Annotated in this window: 13 protein-coding genes; 12 read left to right on the plus strand and 1 reads right to left on the minus strand. The window is 34.2% G+C overall.

Translation table 11 applies throughout. The annotated features are described in order from the left end of the window. The 10 genes from ACKVOD_RS08945 to ACKVOD_RS08990 all read left to right on the plus strand — a co-directional run. Positions 1-1,116, plus strand: a 1,116-nt coding sequence (locus tag ACKVOD_RS08945; RefSeq protein ID WP_409209125.1) for a DEAD/DEAH box helicase, incomplete at its 5' end; no start/stop codon positions are given. Positions 1,117-1,679: 563 nt separating this feature from the next. Then, a complete protein-coding gene (locus ACKVOD_RS08950; protein ID WP_409209126.1) occupies positions 1,680-1,940 on the plus strand; it encodes a hypothetical protein in 261 nt (86 codons plus the stop codon). Positions 1,941-2,354: 414 nt separating this feature from the next. After that, positions 2,355-3,296 (plus strand): restriction endonuclease, encoded by a 942-nt coding sequence (locus ACKVOD_RS08955; RefSeq protein ID WP_409209127.1) that lies wholly within the window; start codon positions 2,355-2,357, stop codon positions 3,294-3,296. 221 nt (positions 3,297-3,517) lie between these two features. Continuing rightward, complete coding sequence (locus tag ACKVOD_RS08960; protein WP_409209128.1) at positions 3,518-3,760, plus strand: type II toxin-antitoxin system ParD family antitoxin; 243 nt, start codon at positions 3,518-3,520, stop codon at positions 3,758-3,760. Continuing rightward, positions 3,761-4,054 (plus strand): type II toxin-antitoxin system RelE/ParE family toxin, encoded by a 294-nt coding sequence (locus ACKVOD_RS08965; RefSeq protein ID WP_409209129.1) that lies wholly within the window; start codon positions 3,761-3,763, stop codon positions 4,052-4,054. 373 nt (positions 4,055-4,427) lie between these two features. Then, positions 4,428-4,898 carry a PIN domain protein gene (locus ACKVOD_RS08970; protein WP_409209130.1) on the plus strand — a complete coding sequence of 157 codons (471 nt, stop codon included), beginning with the start codon at positions 4,428-4,430 and terminating at the stop codon, positions 4,896-4,898. Continuing rightward, positions 4,888-5,040: a hypothetical protein gene (locus ACKVOD_RS08975; RefSeq protein ID WP_409209131.1), complete on the plus strand. Its 153-nt coding sequence runs from the start codon at positions 4,888-4,890 to the stop codon at positions 5,038-5,040. The genes ACKVOD_RS08970 and ACKVOD_RS08975 overlap by 11 nt, the downstream gene beginning before the upstream one ends. A 580-nt stretch (positions 5,041-5,620) precedes the next feature. Further along, positions 5,621-6,547, plus strand: coding sequence for an SGNH/GDSL hydrolase family protein (locus ACKVOD_RS08980; RefSeq protein ID WP_409209132.1), 927 nt, complete (start codon positions 5,621-5,623; stop codon positions 6,545-6,547). Positions 6,548-6,912: 365 nt separating this feature from the next. Continuing rightward, positions 6,913-7,158 carry a type II toxin-antitoxin system ParD family antitoxin gene (locus tag ACKVOD_RS08985; RefSeq protein ID WP_409209133.1) on the plus strand — a complete coding sequence of 82 codons (246 nt, stop codon included), beginning with the start codon at positions 6,913-6,915 and terminating at the stop codon, positions 7,156-7,158. Next, positions 7,158-7,457, plus strand: coding sequence for a type II toxin-antitoxin system RelE/ParE family toxin (locus ACKVOD_RS08990; RefSeq protein ID WP_409209134.1), 300 nt, complete (start codon positions 7,158-7,160; stop codon positions 7,455-7,457). The genes ACKVOD_RS08985 and ACKVOD_RS08990 overlap by 1 nt, the downstream gene beginning before the upstream one ends. A 446-nt stretch (positions 7,458-7,903) precedes the next feature. On the opposite strand, the gene ACKVOD_RS08995 is transcribed toward ACKVOD_RS08990, so the two are convergent. Next, the gene (locus ACKVOD_RS08995; protein WP_409209135.1) at positions 7,904-9,439 is read right to left on the minus strand and encodes a YifB family Mg chelatase-like AAA ATPase; all 1,536 of its coding nucleotides are present in this window, start codon (positions 9,437-9,439) and stop codon (positions 7,904-7,906) included. 151 nt (positions 9,440-9,590) lie between these two features. Here ACKVOD_RS08995 and ACKVOD_RS09000 point away from each other — a divergent pair, with 151 nt between their 5' ends. Both ACKVOD_RS09000 and ACKVOD_RS09005 read left to right on the plus strand, forming a co-directional pair. Beyond that, on the plus strand, positions 9,591-10,601 hold the full coding sequence (locus tag ACKVOD_RS09000) for a dipeptide epimerase (RefSeq protein WP_409209136.1): 1,011 nt from the start codon (positions 9,591-9,593) through the stop codon (positions 10,599-10,601). 271 nt (positions 10,602-10,872) lie between these two features. Continuing rightward, positions 10,873-12,198, plus strand: coding sequence for an ammonium transporter (locus tag ACKVOD_RS09005; RefSeq protein ID WP_409209137.1), 1,326 nt, complete (start codon positions 10,873-10,875; stop codon positions 12,196-12,198). Positions 12,199-12,268: the final 70 nt, after the last annotated feature.

Here is a 12,268-nt window from a genome sequence, read left to right on the forward strand (position 1 = left end):
ATTTTACAAATATTATCACAAGGTCAACAGTTGCGACAAAGACCTATTCGTGCCTTGATCTTAACACCAACACGAGAATTAGCCGCTCAAATATTAGCGAATATAAAAGAATATAGTGAGTTTGTAGATATACGCAGCGCCGTAATTTTTGGAGGTGTAAACCAAAATCCACAAGTAGCTCAATTGCGTCAAGGTGTCGATATTTTAGTAGCAACTCCAGGTCGATTAATCGATTTGCAAAATCAAGGTTTGGTATCGCTTTCTAAGGTGGAGATTCTAGTTTTGGATGAAGCAGATAGAATGCTAGACATGGGTTTTTTGCGCGATATCGAACGTATCATGAAAGTATTGCCACCGAAAAGGCAAAATTTAATGTTCTCTGCCACTTTTTCAAGAGAGATCAAAACCTTGGCAATGGGCATTTTGCACCATCCCGTTCAGGTCGAAGCCACACCCGAAAACACCACCGTTGAGGCCATTATCCAAAAAGTATATCCTTGTGCCAAAGAGAAAAAAACGGAACTGATAATTAAATTAATTACCGAAGGCAACTGGAAACAGATTTTAGTATTTACCCGAACCAAACAAGGTGCTAACAAATTGACCGAAAGTATGATTAGTGCTGGTATCAAAGCAGCAGCAATCCACGGAAACAAAGGTCAAGGGGCACGAACCAAAGCCTTAGCCAGTTTCAAAGACGGAAGCCTAACCGCCTTGGTCGCTACAGATATTGCCGCTCGAGGTTTGGATATTCCATTATTGCCGCACGTAGTTAATTTTGAATTGCCCAATATTCCTGAAGATTACGTACACCGCATTGGTAGAACTGGTCGTGCTGGAGCCAGTGGCGAAGCCATTTCGTTGTTTAGTCCAGACGAAACTGTTTTTTTACGTGATATCGAAAAATTAGTAGGTTTGAAATTACCAAAAGAAAACATCAAAGGTTTCGAGCCCGATCCTAACGCATCAACAGAACCCATCAAACAAGGACAAGGCAGACAGCAACGCAATTCAACTCCTCGACAACCCAAAACAGATACTACAAATCGAAGCAGCAATAACAGCTTTGGCCCGAGACGTACTCAACAAAATAACGATAGGCGTTCTAATAGATAGTTAGTTTTTATTATTTTTTAGGAGCAAGACATTTTCGGTTCTTAAGAACTTATTTACTTCGTCAGTTCGCTTTGCTCGTGTCCCGCTATCCACTACAATCTTTATGCCCTGTCAGGGTTCAAAACCCTGACAGGGCATAAAGGATTTCCTCCCGAAATTTCGGGACTATCGGGGCTATTGTACCCGGTTTTTGTTCCTTAAGAACTTCTTTTTCAAAATTTATAAAACAAGGTCTATTTCTTTATAGACTCTTTTTTCACCTCAGCTTACTTAAGCCTGATTCTCATGGTCATGCTCCAACGCTATGTTTTTAGTACCCAATGAAGCGCTTATAAACTACTTAAAAATACACATAAATAAGTACGAAAAATATTAATTAATTAAAAGTTCTTTTGATGATTTGTAAGAAATTAAACAATATATTTGAAAAAGCAAAAAGCGAAACAAACCTTCGCCAATCTACCTTAATTTAGGTGTATATACGAAAGTTTGTTTCGCCTATATACTAGTTGGCAGACAGTTGACCAAAAAAGCAGAAAATAGAAATCTTAAACAAACAAAATATGAAAAGTGAATGGATTGTAAATTATGATGACAACGAAATAAGAGTAACTAATAGTTGGTTTAGTGGGGAAAAACTCTTTGTGAATAATGAATTGCAAGATGAACAATTAAGTTTTATTACACCAAGTAATTTGACTGGAAGTTTAACTGATAAAAATGGTGTGAAATTGAATATTAAAACTAATATTTCAGGATTTTTTACCGTAAGTTGTCGGCTATTTATTGACAATAAGAAAGTTGAATTAAAGCAAACAAAATAGTAAAGAAAAAAACATTAACGATTTTTTTTACTCAAAAACTGACAATAAAGTTGTACAGAATTGAGACGGAAAATGAAACTTGAATGTGGAAAATGGAAAGTTGAGCTAAATATTTAAAACTAAAAACACGGAAAATCAAAGAATACATTTGGTAAAAAAACTGAAATTAAAAAACACAACCGATCTGCCAACAGCAGTTTGCAGAAATGGCGGGTTTCGGGCTTAATTTATATTATTTTTTCTATTTTTTCTCCTGTTGGAGAAAACCAGTTTGTCAAGCTGAGAATAGGTTTGGCAGCAAAAAAGAGTATCCGCTACAAAGTAGCGAGTATACACCCAAAATTGGGTAGATAGTCGCTACTTTGTAGCGAGTATATACAAGTTGGCAGTAATGTTGCCGAAAAAAACTAAAAAATGAAAATAGACGAATCAAAAAGTGAACTCCATTTTAAAGGTAAAGTATACGAAATTGATGAATTTAAAAATCTCTATACTTGGGACGTTGACATACAAGAATTGATGAATCTTTCTTTTTCGACAGAAACCTTTGTAGAAAATTTATTGGTTCAATCTCATAGTTCAGATGCTTTTGGGACTTATTTATTTTACGACATAGAATTCTATAAATCAGAGAACAAAATTATTCTTGTATTTGCTTGCAGACAACCTAACAAGTATTGGGAAGGTAAATATGGACTTTCTACATTACTTGTTACATTAGCTGATGTAGTAAAAGATTCTTTTGAATTTAATTTTGACCCTGAATCTCTAGAAATAGAAGATGATTGGAAACATTTAGAAATATCATGTGAAATTGAAGGAGAATTTTTATTTAGCGAAGTAATTGAAAAATATTCTTCTCTACTAAAAGAAATGATTAGAAAAACAGAATTAATTCTTTCAGGAGCAGTTTGGAGAAAAGAATATGAGACTGACGAAAAATTATTTTGTACAGATATTATTTTTCCTCTTTTAAGAAAAATGGATTTTATTGATGTAAGATTTAGTCATGGTATTCGTGAATATGGAAAAGATTTTACTTTTTCAGAAATTACGAAATTTGGAAATTTAAGACATTTTGCAATTCAAGCTAAAGCTGGAAATTTAAGAGGTAATGTTAATGCTCAAATCGATGAAATAATAGGTCAATTAAATGACGCTTTTGCAATGCCTTACTATGAAATTTCTGCAAATGAATCAAGAAATATTTCGACATTTATAATTGTAATTAGTGGACATTTTACTGATAATGCAAAAGAGAAAATAATTCATAAAATACCACAACAATTTAGAGGTTGTGTTTACTTAATTGACCGTGATAAAATATTAGAATTAATTGAAAAATATTGGAAGTAACATACACTACTGCCAACAGCCATTTTGATATAGCTGGAATTTAGTGGAATTAGCGTTCCGCATCAAGTTTCTGCAAAGCCGAAAATTGAGCGGTTACGAACTTCCAGCCATCTCAAAGCAGCGAAACGTTGGCAGTAATTTTGACCGAAAAAACCAGAAAATAAATAATATGAAATTTGGAGCGTTACCATTTTTTGGTAACTTTACAAAAAATTAAACTTATGGGACGCAATACTTCAATATCTTTAGGTAATCATTTTGAAAGTTTTATCGAACATACTATCAGAGATGGAAGATTTACAAACGCTAGTGAAGTTATTAGAGCTGGACTTCGCTTATTAGAAGAAGAAGAAAATCGAGTTATAGCATTGCGAAAAGCTATACAAGAAGGAATTGATAGTGGAATCGCAAAAGATTTTGAACCTAATAAATTCTTGGAATCATTAAAGGCAAGAAAAAAGTAAATGGCAAAATTTAGTTTTACCAATAGAGCTCTTGATGATTTAATAGAAATCTGGGATTATACAGCTGAGGAATGGTCGGAAAATCAAGCGGAGAAATATTATAATCTTATTATGGCTTCTTGTATGGATTTAGCAAATAATCCGCAACTTGGAAAATCATATACTAGTATTTCTGAAAATCTACTTGGCTACAAATGTGGTGAGCATATTATTTTCTATCAGGAAATTGTAAAAAATGAAATTGAAATTGCAAGAGTCTTGCATGGAATGATGGATTTGAAGAATAAAATCTAAACGAACCACACATTAAAGCTAGGATTTCGTTGCGTGCGCAGCACGAAAAATGAAACCCCGGTTGAATCCGCCTCGTCGGACAAGTGGAACCGGTCACTGGAAGGAACTATGTACTTATCGTAAAAACTTTAGAGAGAATATCAAGAGGATTTAGTGTCCTCTTTTTTTGTGGAGTGATTCAAACTTGGTTTTTCAGTGTTTTCCGTCACTTTTGGGCAAAAAATACCTTACCCATAATTTAATTTTTACAGGAACTAGAGATTTGGCTACCGCCTAAATATCCGTGCATTACATTTTGGCAATAAAGATTGCTAAAAATATTAAAAACTGCTATAAAGAAGAAATTAAAAAAAATTTTGACTAATTTTGATTAATGAAAACTAAAAAATTAAGCTTATATATTGACACTTCAGTAATTGGAGGATATTTTGATGTGGAATTTGAGCAAGAAACAAAATTATTATTCCAAAGTATATTAAATAATGAATTTCACGTTATTTATTCAACAGTAACAGAAGATGAATTAATTAATGCACCCGAAAAAGTTAGAGAATTATTAAACACAATTCCAAACGAAAATAAAACAAGAATTGAATTAACCGAAGAAGCAGTAATGCTGGGAGACGCATATATTATCGAAAATGTAGTTGGAAAAACAAGTCGTGAAGATTGTTTTCATATTGCTTTGGCGACAATATTCAAAGCAGATATTTTAGTAAGTTGGAATTTTAAACATATTGTAAACGTGATGAGAATTCGGGGTTACAATGCAGTAAACATTAAACTAGGATATTCAACAATTGACATACGTTCACCTAAAGAAATTATAAATTATGAAAACTAAAGAAAAAGCAATTAAAGGATTTAAAGCTGTACGTTTTATGCGTGATGTTCGTGACCAAATTAGTAATGAAATAAAAGATATGAACTTCGCAGAATTAAAAAAATATTACGAAGAAAGAAGGTCTAAATTAACCGCTAAATAAAGTACAACAACTAAACATCCAAAATTTCGTTGCGTACGCAGCACGAACAGTGAAACCCCGGTTGAATCCGCCTCGTCGGACAAGTGGAACCGGAGTGCCTGCCGTCAACACTATGGAGTTATCGTAAAAATTTTAGAGAGAATATCAAGAGGATTTAGTGTCCTCTTTTTTTTGTAAATTAGAGAATGAAATTCATCTACGGAACCAACAGAATCTTATAAGACTGGATTTGTTTTTTCTTGTTATTAGCCACTATTTTAGGGCTTTATTAGGTATTATTATTTGTGAAAACAAATGATTGTCTTGGAAAAAAAGTGTCTTTTTGTAGTTTAAATCTACTATATTTACTTAATCTTAAATCCAATTTAAAAACAAACGGAGGTTTTTAGACGAACTGCAGTTGGTCTGTGAAAAAACCTCTTCAAATTTAGAAAGTATTCGGAGGGCTAACAAAAAGGAAAACTCAAATATAAGATTCTCAAGAGGCTGATTTTAGTTTTTTATCAGATTGATATTAGGCACAACCCTAAGGTTGCAAAATTTGTAGTAACAGAGTATATAATAAATAAAAAAATTAAAAATGAAACGAATAACATTCCTATTAATTGCTATAATTGGATTTCAAATCCAAATTTTTTCCCAACCGTACAAAATACCTGATAGTGTCAAACGGATTGTTTTCTTAGGTAACAGCATTACTTATGGGGGAAAATATATTTCCTATATAGATGCTTATCTGACTGTTAAATATCCTTCGCGTCATATTGAAATTATTAATGTTGGTTTGCCGAGTGAAACAGTATCGGGACTATCAGAACCTGGACATGCTGGCGGCAAGTTTCCACGTCCTGATTTACATGAAAGGTTAGAGAGAGTTCTTACCCAAACAAAACCTGATTTCGTATTTGCCTGTTATGGCATGAATGATGGAGTTTATATGCCATTTGATAATGAGCGTTTTAAAAAATATAGAGAAGGAATTGACTGGTTACACGACCAAGTATTAAAAAGTGGAGCTTCTATTATTCATATAACAACACCAATGTATGATGAAAGAAAAGGAAAGGCTTATGCTAATGTTCTCGATATTTATTCAGATTGGTTGATTAGTTTACGTTATTCATCCAATTTGAACGTAATAGATATTCACTGGCCTATGAAAAAATATATAGAAGATAAACGTGAGGTAGATTCATCCTTTAGCTATGCAAAAGATGGGATACACCCAAACGAAATTGGACATTTTATTATTGCAAAACAAATACTTTTGTCACTTGGAGAAAAAGAACTAGCCAAAGCTAATAATATGAAAGAAGCATTGTTAGCTTATCAAAATGGAGATACGATTCTTAGACTTGTCGAGAAACGCCAAGAAATAATGAAAGACGCATGGCTAACTCAAACTGGGCACAAAAGACCGGGAATGAAGATTGGGCTCCCAATAAAAGAGGCAGAACAAAAAGCAGAAGAACTTAATAAGCAAATACAGAATTTTATAAAGCCTTAATTTTAAAGTTTCACAACGAAGTTGATGGCGTTTCTTCCCCTTCGGGGTTTTCTTTGAAGGCGTAGCCGAAAAAGAAAACCCCGCTCCGCGAAGTATTAGTATCTTATAACCACAAAATATAATCGGGATTGCTCTGCGAAGTCTCATATCTTTGCAATGATAACAATCAACAAACACAGGAAAAAAGGGTGCTCAAATAAGAATGGAATATAGTAATGGGTACGAAGTCGGGAAGCTTCGCACAGCATAGAGTTTTTCAAATACTGACGTTGCGCGATACTTTCGAGCAACAGAAAACCAAAAAAAATAATCTAAAATTTATATCAGAATACCATAAATTGGTATATTTGTTAAAATATAAAATTATGGCACGAAATACATCAATATTAATTGGAGAATATTACGAGAGTTTTATCAACGGACAAATAGCAACTGGAAAATATAATTCTGTTAGCGAGGTTATTAGGACTGCTTTGAGACATTTTGAACAGGAAGAAATTCAAACTAAATCTTTAATTTCAGAATTAGAACTCGGAGAAAAAAGCGAAAAAATTCGAAATTTTAACAGAACAGAAAATCTAAAACGCTTAAACGAAAACTTCCAAAAGTAATGGCGGAATATATCATTAGCGAAAAAGCATTAGACGATTTAAATACTATTTGGATTTACACAGCCGAAAATTGGTCAGTTGAACAAGCAAACCGATATTATAATTTGATAATGGACGAAATAGAATTTGTGACAGAAAACTTTGAAACAACTAAAGATTTTGGAAGCATTCGAAAAGATTATCGATATTCAAAAGTGAAATCGCATATACTGTTTTGCAAGAAAGATGAAAATACAGAAATGGAAGTTGTGAGAATTTTGCATGAAAGAATGGATATTAAAAATAGAATTAACGATTAAAAAAATAAATAGCGAACACACAACAGCCAGAGTTTAGTTGCGTGCGCAGCACGAACAATGAAACCCCTGTTGAATCCGCCTCGTCGGACAAGTGGAACCGATTGCATTTCAGCCAGACTATGGAGTCATCGTAAAGTTTTTTTAGAAAGAAATACAAGAGTGCAAGCGCAATAATTCAAAAAGCAAAAATTTCTACTAAACGATAATTTAAAATTCATTCGTTCTCTTCAAGCTAATTCCTAGCCCCGATAGTCCCGAAACTTCGGGAGAAAATCCTTTTTCTAAACCCTGTGAGGGTTTAAAACCCTCACAGGGTTTAGAAAAAGATTGAAACGGATAGCGGGAAAAAGCTCCAAGAAAAACCTACTTCAGAGTTATGGCTGGCGCAACCGTAATGGTCAACACAAATCTGAAATCAAAAATCGTTAATCATAAATCTGCAATTTCTATCCCAACCAACCATCTCTGTCCAAACTCCTGTACTGAATGGCTTCGGCAATATGGGCTGAAACAACCTTGGGTGCGGCTTCTAAATCCGCAATGGTTCGGGCAACTTTCAAAATCCTATCATAGGCTCGTGCCGAAAGATTCAAGCGTTCCATGGCGGTTTTCAATAATTGCTTCGAAACTTCATCCAGCGCACAATATTCCCGAATGTGTTTGGTATTCATTTGAGCATTGTAATGCACATTTTCCATTTGGATAAACCGTTCCGTTTGTATTTCACGGGCAGCCGTAACTCGTTTCCGAATATCGACGCTACTTTCTGCTTTTTGGTCTTCGGATAATTTTTCGAAAGGAACGGGTGTCACTTCGATATGAATGTCGATTCTATCCAATAAAGGCCCTGAAATTTTACTCAAATAGCGTTGCATTTCGTGTGGCGAAGAAGTTTGAGGAGAATCGGGATCATTGAAAAAACCACTCGGACTGGGATTCATACTCGCCACCAACATAAATGAAGATGGATAGGTCACGGTAAATTTCGCTCTGGAAATAGTTACTTCTCTGTCTTCCAATGGTTGGCGCATTACTTCGAGTACATCACGTTTAAATTCTGGTAATTCATCCAAGAATAAAACGCCATTATGTGCCATCGAAATTTCTCCTGGTTGAGGATAACTTCCTCCCCCAACTAAGGCCACGTTTGAGATCGTATGATGTGGACTTCGAAACGGTCGCTGATTCATTAAACCGCCATCTTTGAGTTTTCCGGCTACACTATGAATTTTAGTAGTTTCTAATGCTTCGCGCAAAGTCATTGGAGGTAAAATACTGGGTAATCTTTTGGCAAGCATAGTTTTTCCTGAACCCGGAGGCCCAATCAAAATTATATTATGACCACCCGCAGCAGCAATTTCCATACATCGTTTGATACTTTCTTGACCTCGAACATCATTAAAATCGAATTCAGGGAAATCTAAGGTTTTATAAAACTCGGCTCTGGTGTCGATTACAGTTGGTTCTAAAGTTCCTTTTCCTTCTAGAAAATCAATAACTTCCTGAATGTTTTCTACTCCATAAACATCCAAACCTGTTACGATTGCTGCCTCTTTTACATTCTGTTTCGGAAGAAAAAAGCCTTTAAACCCCTCCTCTTTTGCTTTTATAGCAATGGGCAAAGCGCCACGAATGGGTTGTAATCCGCCATCTAGCGAAAGTTCCCCCATGATGATATATTGATCAAGCGCGTCTGCTTTGATTTGTGCGGAAGCCACCAGAACACCAATAGCAAGCGTTAAATCATAAGTCGAACCTTCTTTTCTCAAATCGGCAGGAGCCATGTTAATAGTTATTTTTTTTCCAGGCATGGAATAGCTATTGTTTTTGAGCGCTGCCGCAATACGGTAACTACTTTCCTTTATAGCATTGTCGGGCAAACCAACTAAATGATACCCAATTCCTTTATCAATATTCACTTCGACTGTAATTGTTGTCGCTTCGACCCCAAAAACGGCACTTCCAAAAACTTTAACTAGCATATAATTATTTTAAAAATCTAAATTTAATAAAAAAAAACTTTCAAAATTAAATTTAATAAACCTTTTGTATTTTATCTTGAAAATAATAATTTTCTTTGATGAATTAATTATGTCTTAAATTATTGTTTAAATATTTCAACCATTCTCCTTCATGAAAGTTATACTTCGAAACTTCGATCTTCAATTAAAACACACTTTTACAATTTCAAGACTTTCTTATAGCACCCAACCTAATTTAATTGTAGAATTACAAAGTGATGGTTACTCAGGTTTTGGAGAAGCGACGTCTAATCTATATTATAATAACACTGTCGATTCAATGAGACTAAATATAGAAGAAATCAAACTATTTATTGAAAGCATTGAAAATGAGACTCCAGAAGAATTTTGGAGTAAAGCACATTCATTATTACAACATGATTTGTTTGCGCTTTGCGCACTAGATATGGCTTATAATGATTTATATGCTCGAAAAAAAGGAAAGAAACTATATGATTTATGGGGATACACCATTCATAACAATCCAAAAACCGATTATACAATTGGCATTGACAGCATCGAAAAAATGGTGCTAAAAATGAAAGAATTGCCCTGGCCGATCTATAAAATAAAATTGGGAACCAGAGAAGATATCGCCATTGTCACCGAATTAAGAAAACACACTGATGCGGTTTTCAGGATTGATGCTAATTGTGGTTGGTCGGTTTCCGAAACAATAAACAACGCCATTGAGTTGAAAAAACTAGGCGTTGAATTTTTAGAACAACCACTTAAAGCTGATAATTGGGTAGGACATAAAGAAGTTTATAATCATTCTGTTTTGCCTATCATAGCAGATGAAAGTTGTATTAAAGAAGAGGATGTTTCAAAATGCCACAACCATTTTCATGGCGTTAATATAAAACTAGGTAAATGTGGAGGGCTTACCCCTGCCAGAAGGATGATAGCAAATGCAAAAAAATTAGGCATGAAAACCATGGTGGGTTGCATGACGGAATCTACTATAGGCATTTCAGCTATTGCCCATCTATTACCTGAATTAGATTTTGTAGATATGGATGGAACCTTATTATTATCAGAAGATATTGCTACTGGGATAACCCTATCGAATGGCATCATTTCCTATTCTAATTTAAATGGAATTGGCACAACGTTGCTTTAACATTAAAAAATATTTAGTAAAAATGTCGTTATACTTATAAAAATGATAGTAAAATCGGACTTTCAAGAATATTTACAAAATATTAATTCAATTTTAACAAAAACTAGCATTAATAAATTATTAATTTTAACTACCTATTATCACATACCTTTAAAATTAAAGGGGGTAAAATATTGATTTGATAAAAATGACTGTTTGAAACTCATTTTTTATGGGGTTATGAAATGAATTATTTACTTTTATCAAAATTAAAAACTAAAAATTTAAAACTATGCGAAAGATTATTTTAAGTGTGATTCTGATCACAATTTTGGTGTTATCCATTTTTTCTATTTATTTATTTCCAGAAAGCACAACTTTAGGAGCACATGTTGTTGAGCTAAAGTTAGACACTGGAGATACGGCATGGATGATTGTGGCCACTGCCCTAGTATTATTGATGACTCCTGGATTAGGATTCTTTTATGGTGGAATGGTAGGCAAAAAGAATGTAATTAGTACCGTATTACAAAGCTTCATCGCTATGGTAATTGTTACTGTATTATGGGTTGTTATTGGATTTGGAATGTGTTTTGGACCTTCAATAGGAGGTTTTATTGGAGATCCTTCATCTAACCTGTTTTTCCAAGGAGTAAGTGCCAATACAGCATGGGAATTAGCACCAACAATTCCTTTTTTATTGTTTGCTTTATTCCAAGCAAAATTTGCAATCATTACACCAGCTTTAATTACTGGAGCTTTTGCTGAGCGTGTTCGCTTCTGGGCTTATTTATTATTCATGGTATTATTTATATTATTTGTTTATGCTCCGTTGTGTCACATGACTTGGCATCCTGATGGAATCTTTTTTGGATGGGGAGTACTAGATTTTGCTGGAGGAACAGTAGTACACATGAGTGCTGGTTGGGCTGCACTTGCTGGTGCAATGTTTTTAGGTAAAAGAAAAGTACCAAAAGCGAATCCTGCTCGTATTACTTATGTATTATTAGGAACTGGATTATTATGGTTTGGTTGGTTTGGTTTTAATGCTGGTTCTGCTGTAGGTGCTGGTAGCCTTGCTGCTCAAGCCTTAGGAACTACAACTGTTGCTGCTGCTGCTGCTGCAATGGCTTGGGTATTTATTGATAAAATTTTAGGTCACAAACTTTCTGCAATGGGTGCATGTATTGGTGCAGTTGTAGGCTTAGTTGCTATTACTCCTGCTGCTGGTTTTGTTTCTATTCCTCATGCGATTGCAATAGGTGCTATTGCAGGACTCGTGAGTAACATTGTAGTAAGCAAATTCCCTAAAGGTAAAATTGACGATGCTTTAGATGTATTTGCATGTCACGGTGTTGGTGGTATGGTAGGTATGCTTTTAACTGGAGTTTTTGCTTCAAATTCAGTAAACTCTATTGTTGGTGATAATCAAGGATTAATATTCGGTGATGCTACTTTATTTTTAATTCAATTAAAAGCTTTAGTTCTTGTATCTATTTTTGCTTTCACAGTTTCTTATGCTTTATTCTTTATTGTTAATTTGATTACACCATTAAGAGTAAGTGAAGAAAAAGAAGAATTAGGATTAGACATTTCTCAACACGGAGAGTTCTTATAAAAACCAAATTCATAAATATATTAAAACACCCTGAAAATTCGTTTTTAGGGTGTTTTTTTGTGTCATTTAT

Origin of the sequence: Flavobacterium sp. (assembly GCF_046155325.1) — a bacterium.
Lineage (GTDB): Bacteria > Bacteroidota > Bacteroidia > Flavobacteriales > Flavobacteriaceae > Flavobacterium.

What these genes read in the sequence shown, in the direction of transcription:
- ACKVOD_RS08955 (WP_409209127.1), top strand. Translation starts at nt 2,355, where the DNA reads ATGAAAATAGACGAATCAAAAAGTGAACTCCATTTTAAAGGTAAAGTA.
- ACKVOD_RS09005 (WP_409209137.1), top strand. Translation starts at nt 10,873, where the DNA reads ATGCGAAAGATTATTTTAAGTGTGATTCTGATCACAATTTTGGTGTTA.
- ACKVOD_RS08970 (WP_409209130.1), top strand. Translation starts at nt 4,428, where the DNA reads ATGAAAACTAAAAAATTAAGCTTATATATTGACACTTCAGTAATTGGA.
- ACKVOD_RS08960 (WP_409209128.1), top strand. Translation starts at nt 3,518, where the DNA reads ATGGGACGCAATACTTCAATATCTTTAGGTAATCATTTTGAAAGTTTT.
- ACKVOD_RS08950 (WP_409209126.1), top strand. Translation starts at nt 1,680, where the DNA reads ATGAAAAGTGAATGGATTGTAAATTATGATGACAACGAAATAAGAGTA.
- ACKVOD_RS08990 (WP_409209134.1), top strand. Translation starts at nt 7,158, where the DNA reads ATGGCGGAATATATCATTAGCGAAAAAGCATTAGACGATTTAAATACT.
- ACKVOD_RS09000 (WP_409209136.1), top strand. Translation starts at nt 9,591, where the DNA reads ATGAAAGTTATACTTCGAAACTTCGATCTTCAATTAAAACACACTTTT.
- ACKVOD_RS08985 (WP_409209133.1), top strand. Translation starts at nt 6,913, where the DNA reads ATGGCACGAAATACATCAATATTAATTGGAGAATATTACGAGAGTTTT.
- ACKVOD_RS08965 (WP_409209129.1), top strand. Translation starts at nt 3,761, where the DNA reads ATGGCAAAATTTAGTTTTACCAATAGAGCTCTTGATGATTTAATAGAA.
- ACKVOD_RS08975 (WP_409209131.1), top strand. Translation starts at nt 4,888, where the DNA reads ATGAAAACTAAAGAAAAAGCAATTAAAGGATTTAAAGCTGTACGTTTT.
- ACKVOD_RS08995 (WP_409209135.1), bottom strand. Translation starts at nt 9,439, where the DNA reads ATGCTAGTTAAAGTTTTTGGAAGTGCCGTTTTTGGGGTCGAAGCGACA.
- ACKVOD_RS08980 (WP_409209132.1), top strand. Translation starts at nt 5,621, where the DNA reads ATGAAACGAATAACATTCCTATTAATTGCTATAATTGGATTTCAAATC.